An 18,463-nucleotide genomic window follows, 5' to 3' on the forward strand; every position below is an offset into this window, starting at 1 on the left:
CGGCGCGGCCGGTCCTGCCGTGGGCAGGGGCCGCGACCCGGGCCTGGGCCCGACGTGACCATATGGTCACTTTTGTCGCATTAGGAACCCGGGCCCCTGGCTTGTCAATCGGGCAGAGGAGGAGTTAGGCGTTATCCCTACCTGGCGGAAGCGGGGGTTGGCGCGACGGCCGGCGCGTTGGCAGGCGCGGCATCCGGCGTGCCGCCAGCGGCTGGCGCGGTGGCGGTATTGGCCGCTTGCGGCGTGGGCAGGCCATTCCAGCCGCCGCCCAACGCGACGATCAGGTTGACGCTGGCCACCAGGCGATTGCCGTACAGCGTCAGGGCGCTGCGCTCGTTGCTGAGCGCGGTGGCGTCCACCACGGCCACGCTCAGGTAATCCACCAGGCCGGCCTTGTACTGGTTCTGCATCAGCCGCAGCGATTCGCGCGCGGCCTCGAGCGCGCGGCGCTGCACGGTCTGCTCGTTCTCCATCACGCGCAGCTGGATCAGGTAGTCCTCGACTTCGCGCAGCCCGGTCAGCGCGGCCTGGCGGTAGGCCGCGGCCTGCGCGTCGTACGACGCCCGCGCCTGCTCGACCTGCGCCTGGCGCGCGCCGCCGTCGAAAATGGTCAAGGCCAGCGCCGGCCCCAGCGACCAGAAGCGCGCTGGCGCCGTCAACAGCTCGGCGAACTGGCCGTTGCGGAAACCGCCGTCGGCCGACAGGGTCAGGCTGGGGAACCAGGCGGCCTGGGCCACGCCGATCTGCGCGTTGGCGGCGGCGGCGCGGCGCTCGGCGGCGGCCACGTCTGGGCGGCGCTCCAGCAATTCGGACGGCAGGCCCACCGGGATCTGCGGCAGCTGCACGGAGAACGCCGCGGGCGGCAGGCTGAAGTGCGACGGCGCCTGGCCCATCAGCACGGCGATGGCGTGTTCGTACTGGCCGCGCTGCCAATCCAGGTCGATCGACTGGGCGCGCGTGCTCTCGACCTGGGTGCGCGCCACGGCGACGTCGGCCTGGCCGACGACGCCCACGCTGTAGCGGTTCTGCGTCAGCTGCAGCGACTTCTCGTAGGCCGCCACGGTGGCGTCCAGCAGGCGCTTCTGCTCGTCCAGCACGCGCAACTGCAGATACGCCTGCACCAGCGCGGCCTGCGCGCTCAGGCGGGTCGCGGCCAGGTCGGCCAGGCTGGCCGACGCGCTGGCTTCGGAGGACTCGACGCTGCGGCGCACGCGGCCCCACACGTCCAGCTCCCAGCTGACATTGCCGGTCAGCGAATACTGGTTGGACACGTTGCCGCCGCCCGACGACGAGGACGACGAACCGCCGTTGCTGCCGCCGCCATTGCCCGAGCGAGTCAGCCCGGCGCCCGCGCCCACCGTGGGGAAGAATCCGGCGCGCGCGCCGCGCACCAGGCCCAGCGCCTGGCGATAATTGGCCTCGGCCTGGGCGATGGTCTGGTTCGACGTGTTGAGTGCGTCCACCAGGCCGTTGAGCGTGGCGTCGTCATAGACCCGCCACCATTGCCCGCGATCGGCGTCGTCGCGCGGCTGCGCCGGCTTCCAGCCCGGCACCTCGCCCTGGCCTTCCTTGTAGGCCGTGCCCACGTCCAGGGCCGGCCGTTGGTAGTCGGGGCCGACGGCGCAGGCGGCCAGCGCGGCGCACAGCGCCAGCGTGATGCCGGCGCGCGGCAGGAATGCGGAAGGGAAAGGCTTGGCGTTACGGATCATAGTTGTTCTATCGAAGCGGCCCCGCCACGCCGGGCGCGCCCGCGCGCGGCCCAGAGGCGGAAACGGTCAAGGTAGAGATAGACCACCGGAGTGGTGTACAGCGTCAGGATCTGGCTCAGCACCAGCCCGCCCACGATGGTAATGCCCAGCGGCTGGCGCATCTCGACGCCGGCGCCGGTGGCCACCACCAGCGGCAGCGCGCCGAAGATGGCGGCCATGGTCGTCATCATGATCGGCCGGAAGCGCGTCAGGCAGGCCTGGAAGATGGCTTCCTTGGGCGCCATGCCCTGGTTGCGCTCGGCGTCCAGCGCGAAGTCCACCATCATGATGGCATTTTTCTTGACGATGCCGATCAGCAGGAACACCCCGATCAGCGCGATCAGCGTGAAGTCGGTGCGCACCAGCAGCAGCGCCAGCAGCGCGCCCAGCCCGGCGGACGGCAGCGTCGACAGAATCGTCAGCGGATGCACGAAGCTCTCGTACAGGATGCCCAGCACGATATACATGGTGACCAGCGCCGCCAGGATCAGCCAGGGCTGCTGCGCCAGCGTCTGTTGCAGCGCCGCCGCCGTACCCTGGAAGCCGGCCTGGATCTGATCCGACGGCAGGCCGATGCGCGCCACCGCGGCGTCGATGGCGGCGGTGGCCTGGCCCAGCGACACGCCCGGCGCCAGGCTGAACGACACCGTGTCGGCCACGAACAGCCCCTGGTGCTGCACGCTCAGCGGCGCGTTGGCGTTCTCGAAGCGGGCGAAGGCCGCCATCGGCACCCGCGCCCCGCTCGAGGTGATCACCTCGACCTGCTTGAGCGACTCGATGTCCTGGGCGAACTTCTGGTCCACCCCCAGCACCACGTGATATTGGTTCAGCGGCCCGTACATCACCGACACCTGGCGCTGGCTGAAGGAATTGTTCAGCACCGTGGAGATGGTCGACATGCTCACGCCCAGCCGCGTGGCGGCGTCGCGGTCGATCACCAGGTTGATCTCGCGGCCCTTGTCCTCGACGTCGGTGTCGACGTCGGTGATCTCGGGAATCTTCGACATGGCCTGCTGCACCTTGGGCATCCAGGTGCGCAGCAATTGCAGGTCGCCGGACATCAGGGTGTAGTCGTACGAGCCCTGGCTCTGGCGGCCGCCGATGCGGATGTCCTGCTGCGACACCAGGAACATGCGCGCGCCCGGCATGTTCTGCAGCCGCGCCCGCAGGCGGTTGATGACCTGGTCGGCCGACACGCCGCGCTCGGCCAGCGGCTTGAGCTGGATCTGCATGAAGCTGCTGTTGCTGCCGCCGCGCCCGCCGGCGAAGCCGGTCATGCTCTGCACCGCCGGATCGGCCAGCACCACCTTGCGCAGCGCCTCCAGCTTGGGCACCGTGGCCTGGAACGAGGTGCCCTGGTCGACCCGGAAAAAGCCCAGCAGCTGGCCGGTGTCCTGCTGCGGGAAGAAGCCCTTGGGCACGGCCGTGTACAGGTACACGTTCAGCCCCACCGCCGCCGCCAGGATCAGCATCATCAGGCGGCTGTGCGCCAGCGCCCAGGCCAGGCTGCGGCGGTAGCCGTCCTGCATCCAGGCGAAGCCGCCCTCGGCCCAGCGCGCCAGGCGGCCCGGCGGCCTGGGCTCCTTGGGTTCGGCCTTGAGCAGGCGCGCGCACATCATCGGCGTCAGCGTCAGCGACACCACCAGCGACACCATGATGGACGCCGACAGCGTCACCGCGAATTCACGGAACAGGCGCCCCACCACCCCGCCCATCAGCAGGATCGGGATGAACACCGCCACCAGCGACAGGCTCATCGACAGCACCGTGAAGCCGACTTCGCGCGAGCCGCGCAGCGCCGCCCGCATCGGCGACATGCCGTTCTCGACGTGGCGCATGATGTTCTCGAGCACCACGATGGCGTCGTCCACCACGAAGCCGGTGGCCACGATCAGCGCCATCAGCGAGATGGTGTTGAGCGTGAAGCCGCACAGATACATGATGCAGAAGGTGCCGATCAGCGACACCGGCACCGCGACGCTGGGAATGATCGCCGCGCGCCAGCGCCGCAGGAACAGCAGCACCACCAGCACCACCAGGCCCACCGCGATGACCAGCGTCAGCTCGGCCTCGTGCAGCGAGGCGCGGATGCTGGGCGTGCGGTCCTGCGCCACGGTCAGCTGCACGTCGGCCGGCATCAGCGCCAGCAGCACCGGCAGCTGGGCCCGCACCGCGTCCACGGTCTCGATGATGTTGGCGTCGGCCTGGCGCCGCACGATCATCAGGATCGCGTTGCGCTGGTTGTAGAAACCGGTCTGGTACAGGTCCTCGACCGAGTCCTCGACCTTGGCCACGTCCGACACGCGCACCGGCGCGCCGTCGCGCCAGGCCACGATCAGCGGCCGGTACTGCTCGGCGCGGCTGAGCTGGTCGTTGACCATCACCTGCCAGTGGTACTGGTCGTTTTCGAGCACGCCCTTGGGGCGGTTGGCGTTGGCGTTGGCCAGCGCCGTGCGCACGTCGTCGAGCGAGACGCCGCGGTTGGCCAGCGCGCCCGGCAGCACCGTCACGCGCACCGCCGGCAGCGAACTGCCGCCCACCGTCACTTCGCCCACCCCGTCCACCTGGGACAGCTTCTGCGCCACGATGGTCGAGGCCAGGTCGTACATCTGGCCCTGGCTGAGCGTGTCGGACGTCATCGCCAGCGTCATGATGGGCGCGTCCGACGGATTGGACTTGTGGTACGTGGGATTGCTGCGCAGGCTGGTCGGCAGCAGCGAGCGGGCGGCATTGATGGCCGCCTGCACGTCGCGCGCCGCGCCGTTGATGTCGCGCGACAGGTCGAACTGCAGCGTCACGCGGGTCGAACCCTGGGTGCTGCTGGAGGTCATCTCGGTCACGCCGGCGATGCTGCCCAGCGAGCGTTCCAGCGGCGTGGCGACGCTGGAGGCCATGGTCTCGGGGCTCGCGCCCGGCAGGCTGGCCGACACCGAAATGGTGGGGATGTCCACCTGCGGCAGCGGCGCCACCGGCAGCAGGAAGAACGACAGCATGCCCGCCAGCACGATCGCCAGCGACAGCAGCGTGGTCGCCACCGGCCGGACGATGAAGGGCGCCGACAGGATCACGTCGCGTCTCCGGCGCGCGCCTGGCGCATGCCGCGCCAGCGCCGCGACATGCGGTCGAACATCAGGTAGATCACCGGCGTGGTGAACAGCGTCAGCACCTGGCTCAGCAGCAGGCCGCCCACCATCACCAGGCCCAGCGGCTGGCGCAGCTCGGCGCCGGTGCCGGTCGACAGCATCAGCGGCAGCGCGCCGAACAGCGCCGCCAGCGTGGTCATCAGGATCGGCCTGAAGCGCAGCAGCGCGGCCTCATGGATCGCCGCGCGCGGCGACAGGCCGCGCTTGCGCTCGGCGTCGAGCGCGAAGTCGATCATCATGATGGCGTTCTTCTTGACGATGCCGATCAGCAGGATGATGCCGATGATGCCGATCATGTCGAGCTCGGTGCCGCTGATCAGCAGCGCCAGCAACGCCCCCACCCCGGCCGACGGCAGCGTCGACAGGATGGTGATCGGGTGGATGTAGCTTTCGTACAGCACGCCCAGCACGATGTACATGGTGACGATCGCCGCCAGGATCAGCCACAGCGTGCTCGACAGCGAGTTCTGGAACGCCAGCGCCGCGCCCTGGAAGCGCGTCTCGACGCTGGCCGGCATGCCGATCTCGGCCTCGGCCGCGGTGATCGCCTCGACCGCGGCCGACAGCGACGCGCCATGCGCCAGGTTGAACGACACCGTGACCATCGGGAACTGGTCCAGCCGGTTCACCGCCAGCACCGTCTTGCCCTCGGTGATGCGGGCGATGGACGACAACGGCACCTGCGCGCCGGTGGAGGTCGGCACGTGGATCTGGCCGAGCGAGGCCGGGTTCATCTGGAACTGCGGCTGCACCTCCAGCACCACGCGGTACTGGTTGGATTGGGTGAAGATGGTCGAGATCAGGCGCTGGCCGAAGGCGTCGTACAGCGCCTCGTCCACCACCGCCGCCGTGATGCCCAGGCGCGAGGCCGCGTCGCGGTCGATCTCGACCCAGGTCTGCAGGCCGTCGTCCTGCAGGTCATCGGTCACGTCCTTCAGGCCCGGCACCTGGCGCAGCCGGTCGATCAGCTTGGGCGTCCACTCGCTCAGCACCTTCAGGTCCGGGTTGGACAGCGTCATCTGGTACTGGGTGCGGCTGACGCGGTCCTCGATGGTCAGGTCCTGCACCGGCTGCATGTAGACGGTCAGGCCGTCCTGCTTGCCGAAGGCCTCCTGCAGCCGCGTCATCACGGTCGGCAGGTCACCGTTGCGCTCGGCCTGCGGCTTGAGCGCGATCTGCATGCGGCCGGCGCTGAGGGTGGCATTGCTGCCGTCCACGCCGATGAACGACGACACCGCCTGCACGTCGGGATCTTCCAGCGCCAGCCGCGCCGCGGCCTGCTGGCGCTCGGCCATGGCGGAGAAGGAAATCGATTGCGGCGCCTGCGTGATGGCCTGGATCAGCCCGGTGTCCTGCTGCGGGAAAAAGCCCTTGGGGATCAGGATGTACAGCAGCACCGTCAGCGCGAAGGTGGCCAGCGCCACCAGCAGCGTCAGCGGCTGGTGGCGCAGCACCTTCTGCAGCATGCGGTCGTAGGCGGCGATGGTGCGGTCGATGAAGGCGCCGGTCACCTGGTGGAAGCGGCCGTGCTTCTGCTCGGACTCGGCGCGCAGCAGGCGCGCGCACATCATCGGCGTCAGCGTCAACGACACCACCAGCGAGATCAGGATCGACACCGCCAGCGTGATGGCGAACTCGCGGAACAGCCGCCCCACCACCTCGGTCATGAACAGCAGCGGAATCAGCACCGCGATCAGCGAGAAGGTCAGCGAGATCAGCGTGAAGCCGATCTGCGAGGCGCCCTTGAGCGCGGCCTGCAGCGGCGTCTCGCCCTCTTCGATATGGCGGGCGATGTTCTCGATCATGACGATGGCGTCGTCCACCACGAAGCCGGTGGCGATGGTCAGCGCCATCAGCGTCAGGTTGTTGATGGAGAAACCGGCCAGGTACATGATGCCGAACGTGCCCACCAGCGACAGCGGCACCACCACGCTGGGAATCAGCGTCGCCGTGATGCTGCGCAGGAACACGAAAGTCACCATCACCACCAGCGCCACCGCCAGCAGCATCTCGAACTGTACGTCGGCCACCGAATCGCGGATGGTCTGGGTGCGGTCGGACACCACCGTCACGTCCAGCGTGGCCGGCAGCGCCGCGCGCAGCTGCGGCAGCAGCGTCTGGATGCGGTTGACCACATCGATGACGTTGGCGCCGGGCTGGCGCTGGATGTTCAGCAGGATGGCCGGCTTGTCGCCGGCCCAGGCGGCCTGGCGCGTGTCCTCGGCGCCCTCGACCGCGCGCGCCACGTCCGACAGGCGCAGCGGCGCGTTGTTCTTGTAGGCGATGATCAGGTCGTTGTAGTCGGTGGGCGACTTGAGCTGGTCATTGGCGTTGATGGTGGTCGAGCGCAGCGGCCCGTCCAGGTTGCCCTTGGGCTGGTTGACGTTGGCGCCCACCACCGCGGTGCGCAGGTCGGTCAGCCCCAGGCCGTTGGCCGCCAACGCCTGCGGATTGACCTGCACCCGCACCGCGGGACGCTGCCCGCCCGCCACGCTCACCAGGCCCACGCCCGGAATCTGCGACAGTTTCTGCGCGACCCGCGTGTCCACCAGGTCGCGCACCTGCGGCAGCGGCATGGTGGGCGAGGTGATGGCCAGCGTCAGCACCGCCGCGTCGGCCGGGTTGACCTTGTTGTAGGTCGGCGGCACCGGCAGGTCGTTGGGCAGCAGGTTCGACGCCGCGTTGATGGCGGCCTGCACCTGCTGCTCGGCCACGTCCAGCGGCAGCGTCAGGTTGAACTGCATGGTGATGACCGAGGCGCCGCCCGAACTGGTCGACGACATCTGGTTCAGGCCCGGCATCTGGCCGAACTGCCGCTCCAGCGGCGAGGTCACCAGCGACGTCATCACGTCCGGGCTGGCGCCCGGATACAGCGTGGTCACCTGGATGGTGGGGTAGTCGACTTCGGGCAGGGCCGACACCGGCAGCAGGCGGTAGGCGATGAAGCCGGCGATCAGGATGGCCACCATCGACAGCGTGGTGGCCACGGGCCGCAGGATGAACAGGCGCGACGGGCTCACGGCGCGGCCCCCTGCTTATCGCGTCGCGGGCGTGGTGCCCGCCGGCGCGCCCCCGCCCAGCGACTTGTCCTTGGCGGCCGGAATCACCTCGTCGCCGCCCACCACGTCGACCTTGGCGCCGGCGCGCAGGCGGTCGGTGCCTTCGGTGACGACGCGGTCGCCCGGCTGCAGGCCCTCGTTGACGGCCACCATGCCATTGTTGATGGCGCCCAGCTTGACCTGCCTGACCTGCACGGTGTTGTCCGGCTGCACCTGGAACACGAAGGCGCCGGCCGAGCCCTGCTGCACCGCCGCCGTCGGGATCGCCGTCACGCCCTTGCGCGTCAGCACGTGCAGGCGCACGTTGACGAACTGGTTGGGGAACAGCGCGTCGTCCTGGTTCTCGAATTTGGCCTTGAGCTTGAGGGTGCCGGTGGTGACGTCGATCTGGTTGTCCAGCGTCGCCAGCGTGCCGGACGCGATCTTGCGGGTATCGGCTCGGTCATAGGCCTCCACCGCCAGGGTGCGGCCCTGGGCCAGCTCGGCGCGCACCTCCGGCAGCTGCGTCTCGGGCAGCGTGAAGACCACCGAGATCGGCTGCGTCTGGGTGATCACCACCAGGCCATTGGTGTCCGAGCTGGACACCAGGTTGCCGCGGTCGACCTGGCGCAGGCCCAGCCGGCCGCTGATGGGCGCGGTGATGCGGGCGTAGTCCAGTTGCAGGCGGGCATTGTCGACATTCGCCTGGTCGCTCTTGATGGTGCCTTCGTATTGGCGCACCAGCGCGGCCTGGGTGTCGACCTGCTGCTTGGCGATCGAGTCCTGCTTGAACAGCGCCTGGTAGCGCTGCAGGTCGCGGCGCGCGTTGTCCAGCAGCGCCAGGTTCTGCATCTGGGTGCCGCGGGCCTGGTCCAGCGCCACCTGGAAGGCGCGCGGATCGACCTGCGCCAGCAGGTCGCCGGCCTTGACCTGCTGGCCTTCCTGGAACGGCACGTCGACCAGCTCGCCGCTGACGCGGCTGCGCACGGTGACGGTGTTGTAGGCGGTCACGGTGCCCAGGGATTTGAGGAAGATGTCGATGTCCTGCGTCACGGCGCTGGCCACCCGCACCGGCACGGCCAGGTTGGCCATCGCCGCCGCCATGTTGGGCCGTCCGCCCGCGCCCGGGCGTCCGCCGCCCGCGCCGCCCGGCTTGGCCGCCGGCCGCAGCGCCAGCCAGGCGATGCCGGCCACCACCAGCAAAAGCACCACCAACCCGATGATTCTGCGGCGGGTCCAGCGGGAGGGCGGGGAAACGGGACGGCTATCGGACATGGGGAACGGTTCCGGCACTGACGGAGAAAGCCGTATTGTGACCTAGACGACCGACATTTCAGCCATTGTCCGTTACCGCTGAAATCGGTCGCAACAGGAATCGGGGCGGGATGACCGCCGCCCGCGCCCGCCGGGCTACGAATTGCAGAGCGTGATCTGGAAGGGGATGCTGCGCGCCACCTGCTGGGGCTTGAATTCGCCGTCCTGGGTCGAAAAGCGGATCCAGATCATGTACTTATTCGCGCTGATCTCGGGAAAGACGCCCTGCTCCGGATCGACCCAGACGCGCAGCAGCTGGAACTGCTTGCCGCCCAGCATCTCCTGGTAGGCGCCCTGCTCGGCCACGATGTCGGTCTTGCGACCGGACTCGCGCAGCAGGCGCAGCGCCAGGGTCAGGCCATCGTTCAGGGCGGTGAAGGGCGCCAGCCAGGCCTGCAGGTCGGCGCAGCGCGCGGCTTCGGACTTGTGCTGCCAGGCGTAGTACGACGGCATGTCGACCTGGGTCGCGCCGCCGGGCACCGCCAGGCGGCCGCGCAGGCTGGTGAGCCATTCGTTCTCGCGCAGCGACTGGCCAGTCTTGCCGGGCGCCGCCAGGGCCGAAGCCACTTTTTCGAGTTCGCGCAGCATGCCTTCGAGCGCGTCCTGCGCCACGCCGGGGTGGTCGCGCAGCCCCACCAACGCGACGCGCTGGCGTTCGAGGTCCTGCAGCACCGAGCCTTTCACGTCGGTGCGTTCGCAGACATCGAGCAGATCGAACAACGAGGTGACGGCGACCTGGTGCTGGCGTGAATCCCCCTCGCGGGCAAAGAAGAACAACCTGTCGAACAGGTATTCGAGCCGCAGGTAGGCGCGGATGCGCTCGTTGAAGGGATATTCGTAAACAATCACGCTTGTAAGCAGGCCCATCAGAGGTCGGCCAGCAGGCCGAGATTATTCAGGGGTGCCGGCCAAGCCCGGGGCTTGCCGGCCCGTCGTGGCCGCCAGCTCGAGCCAGCGATCATGCAGGGTCTTCGCCTGCGCGCGCAATTGCTCCGGCGAGGTCGCGCCGCCATTGTCGATGACGTCGTCCGCGACGTCGAGCCGGTCCGCCCGCGCAGCCTGTGCCGCCATGATACGCCGGATGGCTGAGTCCGTCAGCCCGCTGCGCGACTGCACGCGGGCCACCTGGGTGTCGGGATCGCAATCGACCACGCAGATGCGGTCGACACGGTCGCGCCAGCGCCCGATCGACTCGACCAGCAACGGCACCACGAACACCAGATACGCGCCGCGCGCGGCCTCGGCCTGGCGTTCGGTTTCGTGGCCGATGGCCGGGTGCAGGATGGCTTCCAGGCGCAGGCGGACCTGCGGATCGGCGAACGCGCGCTCGCGCATCCAGTCGCGGTCCAGGGCGCCGGCCGGCGTCAGCGCGTCGGGCCCGAATTCGCGTTCGATGGCGGGCATCGCGGCGCCGCCGGCCGCGGTCAGCGCGCGCGCGATCTCGTCGGTATCGACCACCGACGCGCCCCATTCGCCCAGCATGTCGGCCACGCGCGATTTGCCCGAGCCGATGCCCCCTGTCAGACCGATCTTGAACATGTTCGTCCTTCGTTTGCGGCGCGGCCCAGGCCGCCCCGCCGCGCCATCCGGCACGGGCCGCCGCGGGCAGCGCGCGCGCGATCAACCATTCAATGCAGCAACCATCCCAGGCCCTGCTCGCCGCCCAGCAGCAGCACGGCCACGCCCGCCAGCGCCAGGTACGGGCCGAACGGCAGCGCCTGGCCGCGGCTGGCCCGGCCGCTGAGCGTCAGGGCGCCGCCCACCACCACGCCGACCACCGACGCGCCCAGCAGCAGCATCGGCAAGGCGCCGACGCCGAACCAGGCCCCCAGCGCCGCCAGCAGCTTGAAATCGCCGTAGCCCATGCCTTCGCGGCCGGTCAGCAGGCGGAATGCATGAAAGATAACCCACAGGAACAGGTAGCCGGCCACCGCGCCCACCACCGCCATCGACAGCGGCGTGAAGGCGTCGAACAGATTCACCAGCAGGCCGGCCCAGGCCAGCGGCAGCGTAATCGCGTCCGGCAGCAGGGTCGATTCCAGGTCGATCCAGGCCAGCGCCACCAGCGCCGCCGACAGTCCCATGGCGCACAACGCGATGGGCGTGGCGCCGAAACGCCAGGCACAGGCGGCGAACAGGATGCAGGTGATCGACTCGATGGCGGGGTAGCGCCAGCCGATCGGGGCGCCGCACGCGGCGCAGCGGCCGCGCAGCGCCAGCCAGCCCAGCAGCGGCAGGCGGCGCCAGCCAGTCACCGGCGCCTCGCAGCTCGGGCAATGCGCGGCCGGCGTCAGCAGGCCGGCGTCCGTCGCCGGCCGGGCATGGCCCGCCGCCTCCTGGCACTGCGCCTGCCACTCGCGTTCCATCATGCGCGGCAGGCGGTAGGTCACCCGCGTCAGCCAGCCGCCGACCAGCAGGCCGGCCAGCGCGGCCAGCGCGATGAACGCCGCCAGCGGCACCGGTAGGACATGCCACAGCGTCATGCGCGCCCCCGCGACGCGAGCCGCCGCGCCGGCGGACGAGCGCCAGCGGCAGGGCGGCGGGCGGGCTGGCGGGAGCCGTGTCGTAATTTGTGCATAAAGTGCCGGCAACGCCTTTCAGGATGAGGGGGAACGTATCGAATCTTCGCATAAGTGCGTAAAATCGGAGACAGACTCAACTTACGGATCAGCTGCCATGGCCGCGCGCGTCGAAATCCTTACCCGCCCCCGCAAACTCAGCATGATGGGGCTGCTGCTAGCGGGCACGGTGCTAGGTGCCGCGGGTTGCGCCCAGCAACGCACCGAAGGCTATTACGATCCCCCGGTCGAAAGCACCGTCACCGACGCCCAGTACCAGGGTTCCGGCGCCGGCTACCGCACCGTGCTGCGGGCCCCGTCGCAGGTGCAGATCGCGCTCAAGCCCGACCAGAAAAAGACCCCGACCCAGGCCGCCGCGGCCCAGGGCGCCACCACCGAGGACGGCCAGCCCGTGCCGGAAGGCGCGGACAGCGGCGCCAGCGCCGGTTCGGCCGGCGCGGCGCCCGTCCCGGCGCCCGCCGCCACGCAGAGCGCCACCGCCAACAGCCTGGTGCCGCAGCCGCAGACCTACATGGGCACCCTGCCGTGTTTCTCGCCCGCCATGCAGTGCACGGCGCAGCGCGTCACCCTGACCCTGGCGCCCAACGGTCGCTGGCGCGGCCGCACCGCCTACCTGGAAAATGATCCCCAGAAGGCCGCGCCGATCGTCGAACAAGGCTGCTGGGACGCCACCGACGAGCGCCCGCCGCGCGTCATGCTGCTCGACAGCAAGGGCAACATGCGGGTCGAATTCGTGGTTGCCGCCAACAACGTGCTGCGCGTGCGCTCCATCGGCGGCCAGACGCCCAACCTGAACTACAACCTGACCCGCCAGCCGGACCTGGATCCGATCGACGAGCTGGCCAAGGCCCAGGCGCCTCAGTGCCCCTGAGCCTGGCGGGCCGGGCATGACCCCGGCCTGACCCTCCCCCCGCAGGGCCTGCCGGATGACGCATCCGCCAGGCCCTTGTTTTTGGGGCAGCGCGCTGCGCGGCAAGACAGCCCATGCGCGGCCGATCAACACAAAAGTAAGTGCCTACTTACTCCAATACCCTTTATTGATAAGCGCCGCGCAACAATCCGCGAGGATGACATCGACCCGCTCCGCCCGCAGCGCATAGCGCGCGTCTGGCGCGGGTGTGTCCAAAGCGGGGTGGGCGGGTTCGGGCCGGGACTCGGCCGGCGCCGCCGCGCCCGGCCCGCACGGCAGCGGCGCCCCCAGCACGGGCGACACGCCCAACTGCCCGTATGCGCACAGCCGGCAGGCCAGCTGCATGGCGTTGCGAACGCCCAGCTTGGCGAAGATCCGGGCGCGATGGGCCTCGGCGGTGCGCAGGGAAATGTCCAGGTCGATGGCGATGACCTTGTTGGGACGACCGGCCGCGACATAGGCGACGATCTGGCGCTCGCGCGGCGTCAGGGTGGACAGGAGGCAATCGAGGTCGGCGCGGGGAACGTGCATGGAACGGCTCTGCAATGAAGACTTGCAGAGAGTCTGCCCCGCCCCCGGCGGCGGCATAAGCTGGCAATTTTGCCAGGGGGTGCGCGGCCCGGACGGAGCGGGCCGCGGCGCGACCGGCTCAGGCAGTGTAGGACAGTTCCAGGTTGTCGATCAGGCGCGTCGCGCCCAGCTTGGCGGCGGCCAGCACCACCACCGGCTCGCCGGCCTGCAGGTCGGCGGCTTCCGGACGCTTGAGGTCGCGCTGGCGGCGCAGGGCGATGTAGTCGACCTTCCAGCCGCGATCGGCCAGGTGCTGGGTGGCCTCGCGTTCCAGCTTGGCGGCATCGCGCTCGCCGGCCGCCAGGCGCTGGCCGACGTTATGCAGGGCGGCGTACAGGGCCGGGGCCTCGGCGCGCTCGGCGTCGCTCAGGTAGCGGTTGCGCGAGGACAGCGCCAGGCCGTCATCGGCGCGCACGGTCTCGTGCGCCAGCACTTCCACCGGCAGCTGGAACTGGCGGCACATGTTGCGCACCACCATCAGCTGCTGGTAGTCCTTCTTGCCGAACACCGCCACGCGCGGCTGCACGCAGGAGAACAGCTTGAGCACCACGGTGCTGACGCCGGCGAAGAAGCCCGGGCGGAACTCGCCTTCCAGGATGTCGCCCAGGTCGTCCGGCGGCTGCACGCGGTAGTTCTGCGGCTCCGGGTACATCTCGCGCTCGTTGGGCGCGAACAGCACATAGACGTCGCGTTCGCGCTCGAGCTTCTCGATGTCGGCGGCCAGGGTGCGCGGGTATTGGTCGAAATCCTCGTTCGGCCCGAATTGCAGGCGGTTCACGAAGATGCTGGCGACCACCGGGTCGCCGTGCTGGCGCGCCAGCTTCATCAGCGCCAGGTGGCCTTCGTGCAGGTTGCCCATGGTGGGCACGAACGAGACGCGGTTCTGGCCGCGCAGGTGGTCGCGCAGTTCCTGGATGGTGTGGACGACTTTCAAGGGGAATCTCCGGGGTTGGGCGCACAGCCCGGGGGGAATCGGATCAGGCCGCGACCGCCGCGACGCTGGTGTAGGCCAGGCGCACGTAGATGGGCGCGTAAGGCTCGGCCTGCGTGATTTCCAGCAGCGACTCGCGCGCCAGTTCCAGCATGGCGATGAAGTGCACCACCACCACCGCGGCCGGCGCGCCTTCGCGCACCCGTTCCATGAACAGGTCGCCGAACTCGATGAAACGCACGTCGTTCAGGCGCCGCAGGATGTGCGTCATGTGGTCGCGCACCGACAGCTGTTCGCGGGTGATGTGATGGTGCTGGTTGAGCTTGGCCCGCTTCATGATGTCGGCCCACGCGGCGCGCAGGTCGTCGACGCTGACCTCGGGCAGCATGCGCTCGACGCTCAGGTCGGCGACGGCGTGGCTGGTGACGAAGTCGCGGCCCAGCTGCGGCATGGCGTCGAGCTTCTGCGCGGCCAGCTTCATCTGCTCGTACTCGAGCAGGCGGCGCACCAGTTCGGCGCGCGGATCCTCGGGCTCTTCGCCGGTGTCGGTCTTCCTGACCGGCAGCAGCATGCGCGACTTGATCTCGATCAGCATGGCCGCCATCAGCAGATACTCGGCGGCCAGCTCCAGGTTGTGGATGCGGATCTGTTCCACATAGGACAGGTACTGCCGCGTGACATCCGCCATGGGGATGTCCAGAACGTTGAAGTTCTGCTTGCGGATCAGGTAGAGCAGCAGGTCCAGCGGCCCCTCGAAGGCCTCGAGGAAGATCTCGAGCGCGTCCGGCGGAATGTAAAGGTCCGTCGGCATCTGGAACAGCGGCTCGCCGTACAGCCGCGCGAACGCCACGCTGTCGATGGTGTCGGGGGTGCTGTCGACGGACGGTTCCACTAGCGCGGCCAGGGCATCGCCCGGGACGGAGGGGGGGTGGGCCATGGTTGCCGCAACAGTATCAGTCGGCCTGATACACGTACGGCTTTTGCGGCACGCGGGCGGCGCGGAAGCCTTCCAGCAGTTCCGCGTCCTGCGGTTTGTCCCAGAGACGGGCGCGGCCTTCACGCTGGCGCTCTTCGGTGCCAGGGTGCGACTGCTTGAAGTCTTTCAGGAACTGGGTGATCTCGGATTCGTAGTTGGTCGCCATGGCACCAATTTCAGTGGGTTTCGGATGCCGCCAGTTTACTGCACCCGGGGCCGGGGCCCGGCGTTACAATCTTCCGGGTCCCACCGCCCCCCTCCGCCATGTCCGCCGAATCCGCAGCCGCAGCCAATCCCGCTCCTCCCTCAACCCCGGACGCGGTACGCGCGGCACGCATGATTCCCTTCATCGTCGGCTGCGCGCTGTTCATGCAGATGCTGGACGCGACCGTGGTGGCGACCGCCCTGCCGGCCATGGCCCGGGCCCTGGGATCGACCCCGGTGCGGCTGAACGTGGCCATCACCTCCTACCTGCTGTCGGTGGCCGTGTTCGTGCCGGTCAGCGGCTGGGCCGCCGACCGCTACGGCGCCCGCCGCGTCTTCATCGCCGCCATCGGCCTGTTCACCCTCAGCTCCGTGGCCTGTGCCCTGTCGCAAGACCTGCCGCAGCTGGTCATCGCCCGCATCGTGCAGGGCATGGCCGGGGCCATGATGGTGCCGGTGGGCCGCATCATCCTGCTGCGCACCGTGCCCAAGCAGGACCTGCTCAAGGCCATGTCGTTCCTGTCGATCCCGGCGCTGCTGGGGCCGGTGATCGGGCCGCCGCTGGGCGGCTTCATGGTCACCTACATGTCGTGGCACTGGATCTTCCTGATCAACATCCCCATCGGCGTGCTCGGCATCGCGCTGGTGCTGCGCTACGTGGCCGAGATCAAGGAAGAGACGGCGCCGCGCCTGGACTGGCTGGGCTTTTTGCTCAGCGCCGTGTGCCTGGCCGCCCTGGTCAGCGGCTTCGAGGCCATCGGCCGCGACGTAATGCCGCTGCCGCTGCTGCTGGGCCTGATCGCCGTGGGCGCCCTCTGCGGCCTGCTGTACGGCTGGCACGCGCGCCGCATCGATTACGCGATCATCGACCTGTCGCTGATGCGCATCCCCACGTTCGCCATCTCGACGCTGGGCGGCAACCTGTGCCGCTTCGCGGTGGGCGCCACGCCCTTCCTGCTGGCCATGCTGCTGCAGGTGGGCTTCGGCCTGTCGCCGTTCTCGGCCGGCCTGATCACCTTCGCCAGCGCCGCCGGCGCGCTGCTGATGAAGTTCGTGGCCACCCCGATCGTCAGGCATTTCGGCTTTCGCCGCGTGCTGACCGTGAACGCGGTGCTGACCGGCGCCTTCATCATGGTCTGCGCCACCTTCACGTCGGCCACGCCGGTCTGGCTGCTGATCGCCATCCTGCTGATCGGCGGCTTCTTCCGCTCGCTGCAGTTCACCGGCGTAAATACGCTAACCTATGCCGACATTCCCCCGGCCAAGATGAGCCGCGCCAGCAGCTTCGCCGCCATGGCGCAGCAGCTCGGCATCAGCCTGGGCGTGGGCGTGGCCGCGGTGACCCTGAACATCAGCATGACCCTGCGCGGGGCCGAGACGCTGGCGGTGGGCGACGTGATCGCCGGCTTCATCGTCATCGGCCTGCTGTGCGCGGCTTCGGTCTTCTCCTTTAGACGCCTCGATCCGCTGGCCGGGGCACACCTGAACGGCGCCAAAAACAGTGACGACGAATGAATTTGTCCTAGCCCTGGACCAGGGCACGACCAGCTCCCGCGCCATCGTGTTCGATCGCGACGGCGTGGTGCGCGGCATCGGCCAACGCGAATTCCGCCAGCACTACCCGCGGCCGGGCTGGGTCGAGCACGACCCCGGCGAAATCTGGCACAGCCAGCTGGACGTGGCGCGCGAGGCCTTGCGCAACGCCGCCGCCAGCGCCGCCGACGTGGCCGCCATCGGCATCACCAACCAGCGCGAGACCACCGTGATCTGGGACCGCGCCAGCGGCCGCCCGCTGGCCCGCGCCATCGTCTGGCAGGACCGCCGCACGGCGCCCATGTGCGACCAGCTGCGCCAGGACGGCCACGCCGATTTCCTGCAATCGCGTACCGGCCTGGTGCTGGACGCCTATTTCTCGGGCACCAAGCTGGCCTGGCTGCTGGATCACGTGCCCGGCGCGCGCCAGAAGGCCGAACGCGGCGAACTGGCCTTCGGCACCATCGACACCTGGCTGATCTGGCAGCTGACCGGCGGCGCGGTGCACAGCACCGACCCCAGCAACGCCTCGCGCACCATGCTGTTCGACCTGCACACGCAGGACTGGAACGACGAGATCCTGGCGCTCCTGAACATCCCGCGCAGCGTGCTGCCGTCGATCGCGCCCAGCAGCGCGGTGGTGGGCGAATCCCTGCCCGAATGGCTGGGCGGCTCGATTCCGATCGCCGGCGTGGCCGGCGACCAGCAGGCCGCCACCTTCGGCCAGGCCTGCTTTGCGCCCGGCATGGCCAAGAACACCTACGGCACCGGCTGCTTCATGCTGATGAACGTGGGCGACAAGCCGGTGCAGTCGCACAACCACCTGCTGTCCACCGTCGGCTGGGGCCTGCCGGCCGCGGGCCAGGACCGCTGGCGCCCGGCCTACATGCTGGAAGGCGGCGTGTTCGTGGCCGGCGCCGCGGTGCAATGGCTGCGCGACGGCCTGGGCATCATCCAGCGCTCCGAGGAAATCGAATCGCTGGCCGCCAGCGTGGCCGATACCGACGACGTCTTCATGGTGCCGGCCTTCGCCGGCCTGGGCGCGCCGCACTGGGACCCCTATGCCCGCGGCACCCTGGTGGGCCTGACGCGCGGCACCACCCGCGCCCACATCGCCCGCGCCACGCTTGAATCCATCGCGCTGCAAAGCGCCGAACTGCTGACCTGCATGAACGGCGACAGCGGCATCGCGCTGACCGAGCTGCGGGTGGACGGCGGCGCGGCCCGCAACGACCTGCTGATGCAGATGCAGGCCGACCTGCTGGGCGTACCGGTGGTGCGCCCGCGGGTGCCGGAATCGACCGCGCTGGGCGCGGCCGGGCTGGCCGGCCTGGCGGTCGGCTTCTGGTCGGGCCAGGACGAATTCGCCTCCAAGTGGCAGGCCGAACGCACCTTCGAACCGGCCTGGCCGGACTCGGTGCGCGAGGCCCGCATGCGGCGCTGGCGCCAGGCGGTGGAACTCTCCAAGGGCTGGTCCAACACCGCCAAGTGATCGGCGGCCGGGCGGTCCCGCGACC

Annotated in this window: 14 protein-coding genes; 3 read left to right on the plus strand and 11 right to left on the minus strand. The window is 69.5% G+C overall.

The window, feature by feature from the left end:
- Nucleotides 1-137: 137 nt before the first annotated feature.
- The 7 genes from I6I07_RS04390 to I6I07_RS04420 all read right to left on the minus strand — a co-directional run bounded on the left by I6I07_RS04390 (nt 138) and on the right by I6I07_RS04420 (nt 11,726).
- On the minus strand, nt 138-1,709 hold the full coding sequence (locus tag I6I07_RS04390) for an efflux transporter outer membrane subunit (RefSeq protein ID WP_198485769.1): 1,572 nt from the start codon (nt 1,707-1,709) through the stop codon (nt 138-140).
- Nucleotides 1,706-4,816, minus strand: coding sequence for a multidrug efflux RND transporter permease subunit (locus I6I07_RS04395; RefSeq protein ID WP_198485770.1), 3,111 nt, complete (start codon nt 4,814-4,816; stop codon nt 1,706-1,708). The genes I6I07_RS04390 and I6I07_RS04395 overlap by 4 nt, the downstream gene beginning before the upstream one ends.
- Nucleotides 4,813-7,911: an MdtB/MuxB family multidrug efflux RND transporter permease subunit gene (locus tag I6I07_RS04400; RefSeq protein ID WP_198485771.1), complete on the minus strand. Its 3,099-nt coding sequence runs from the start codon at nt 7,909-7,911 to the stop codon at nt 4,813-4,815. The genes I6I07_RS04395 and I6I07_RS04400 overlap by 4 nt, the downstream gene beginning before the upstream one ends.
- A 15-nt stretch (nt 7,912-7,926) precedes the next feature.
- Complete coding sequence (locus tag I6I07_RS04405; RefSeq protein WP_035359951.1) at nt 7,927-9,204, minus strand: MdtA/MuxA family multidrug efflux RND transporter periplasmic adaptor subunit; 1,278 nt, start codon at nt 9,202-9,204, stop codon at nt 7,927-7,929.
- A 135-nt stretch (nt 9,205-9,339) separates the two neighbouring features.
- Nucleotides 9,340-10,092 (minus strand): cell division protein ZapD, encoded by a 753-nt coding sequence (zapD, locus tag I6I07_RS04410; protein WP_035361200.1) that lies wholly within the window; start codon nt 10,090-10,092, stop codon nt 9,340-9,342.
- Nucleotides 10,093-10,134: 42 nt separating this feature from the next.
- Nucleotides 10,135-10,782: a dephospho-CoA kinase gene (coaE, locus tag I6I07_RS04415; protein WP_198485773.1), complete on the minus strand. Its 648-nt coding sequence runs from the start codon at nt 10,780-10,782 to the stop codon at nt 10,135-10,137.
- A gap of 89 nt (nt 10,783-10,871) precedes the next feature.
- On the minus strand, nt 10,872-11,726 hold the full coding sequence (locus I6I07_RS04420) for a prepilin peptidase (RefSeq protein WP_061072549.1): 855 nt from the start codon (nt 11,724-11,726) through the stop codon (nt 10,872-10,874).
- Between the two features lie 193 nt (nt 11,727-11,919).
- Here I6I07_RS04420 and I6I07_RS04425 point away from each other — a divergent pair, with 193 nt between their 5' ends.
- Nucleotides 11,920-12,693: a copper resistance protein NlpE N-terminal domain-containing protein gene (locus tag I6I07_RS04425; RefSeq protein WP_006392684.1), complete on the plus strand. Its 774-nt coding sequence runs from the start codon at nt 11,920-11,922 to the stop codon at nt 12,691-12,693.
- Between the two features lie 144 nt (nt 12,694-12,837).
- Here the strand turns inward: I6I07_RS04425 and I6I07_RS04430 are convergent, their stop codons facing one another.
- The 4 genes from I6I07_RS04430 to I6I07_RS04445 all read right to left on the minus strand — a co-directional run bounded on the left by I6I07_RS04430 (nt 12,838) and on the right by I6I07_RS04445 (nt 15,375).
- The gene (locus I6I07_RS04430; RefSeq protein WP_198485774.1) at nt 12,838-13,263 is read right to left on the minus strand and encodes a response regulator transcription factor; all 426 of its coding nucleotides are present in this window, start codon (nt 13,261-13,263) and stop codon (nt 12,838-12,840) included.
- A gap of 118 nt (nt 13,264-13,381) precedes the next feature.
- Nucleotides 13,382-14,236: a pantoate--beta-alanine ligase gene (panC, locus tag I6I07_RS04435; RefSeq protein ID WP_006392682.1), complete on the minus strand. Its 855-nt coding sequence runs from the start codon at nt 14,234-14,236 to the stop codon at nt 13,382-13,384.
- Between the two features lie 43 nt (nt 14,237-14,279).
- Complete coding sequence (locus I6I07_RS04440) at nt 14,280-15,170, minus strand: segregation and condensation protein A (protein ID WP_116522061.1); 891 nt, start codon at nt 15,168-15,170, stop codon at nt 14,280-14,282.
- 16 nt (nt 15,171-15,186) lie between these two features.
- Nucleotides 15,187-15,375 carry a DUF3460 family protein gene (locus tag I6I07_RS04445; protein ID WP_006392680.1) on the minus strand — a complete coding sequence of 63 codons (189 nt, stop codon included), beginning with the start codon at nt 15,373-15,375 and terminating at the stop codon, nt 15,187-15,189.
- Nucleotides 15,376-15,473: 98 nt separating this feature from the next.
- Here I6I07_RS04445 and I6I07_RS04450 point away from each other — a divergent pair, with 98 nt between their 5' ends.
- Entirely contained in the window at nt 15,474-16,928 is a 1,455-nt protein-coding gene (locus I6I07_RS04450) for a DHA2 family efflux MFS transporter permease subunit (protein WP_198485775.1), read from the plus strand.
- Nucleotides 16,915-18,438, plus strand: coding sequence for a glycerol kinase GlpK (gene glpK / locus I6I07_RS04455; RefSeq protein WP_061072552.1), 1,524 nt, complete (start codon nt 16,915-16,917; stop codon nt 18,436-18,438). The genes I6I07_RS04450 and glpK overlap by 14 nt, the downstream gene beginning before the upstream one ends.
- Nucleotides 18,439-18,463: the final 25 nt, after the last annotated feature.

The organism is Achromobacter deleyi (assembly GCF_016127315.1).
Classification (GTDB): Bacteria; Pseudomonadota; Gammaproteobacteria; order Burkholderiales; family Burkholderiaceae_B; genus Achromobacter; species Achromobacter insuavis_A.

Excerpts from the sequence above, each read along its gene's own strand:
- I6I07_RS04390 (WP_198485769.1), bottom strand. The coding sequence starts at position 1,709 with ATGATCCGTAACGCCAAGCCTTTCCCTTCCGCATTCCTGCCGCGCGCC.
- I6I07_RS04405 (WP_035359951.1), bottom strand. The coding sequence starts at position 9,204 with ATGTCCGATAGCCGTCCCGTTTCCCCGCCCTCCCGCTGGACCCGCCGC.
- coaE (WP_198485773.1), bottom strand. The coding sequence starts at position 10,782 with ATGTTCAAGATCGGTCTGACAGGGGGCATCGGCTCGGGCAAATCGCGC.
- I6I07_RS04420 (WP_061072549.1), bottom strand. The coding sequence starts at position 11,726 with ATGACGCTGTGGCATGTCCTACCGGTGCCGCTGGCGGCGTTCATCGCG.
- I6I07_RS04425 (WP_006392684.1), top strand. The coding sequence starts at position 11,920 with ATGGCCGCGCGCGTCGAAATCCTTACCCGCCCCCGCAAACTCAGCATG.
- I6I07_RS04430 (WP_198485774.1), bottom strand. The coding sequence starts at position 13,263 with ATGCACGTTCCCCGCGCCGACCTCGATTGCCTCCTGTCCACCCTGACG.
- I6I07_RS04440 (WP_116522061.1), bottom strand. The coding sequence starts at position 15,170 with ATGGCCCACCCCCCCTCCGTCCCGGGCGATGCCCTGGCCGCGCTAGTG.
- I6I07_RS04445 (WP_006392680.1), bottom strand. The coding sequence starts at position 15,375 with ATGGCGACCAACTACGAATCCGAGATCACCCAGTTCCTGAAAGACTTC.
- I6I07_RS04450 (WP_198485775.1), top strand. The coding sequence starts at position 15,474 with ATGTCCGCCGAATCCGCAGCCGCAGCCAATCCCGCTCCTCCCTCAACC.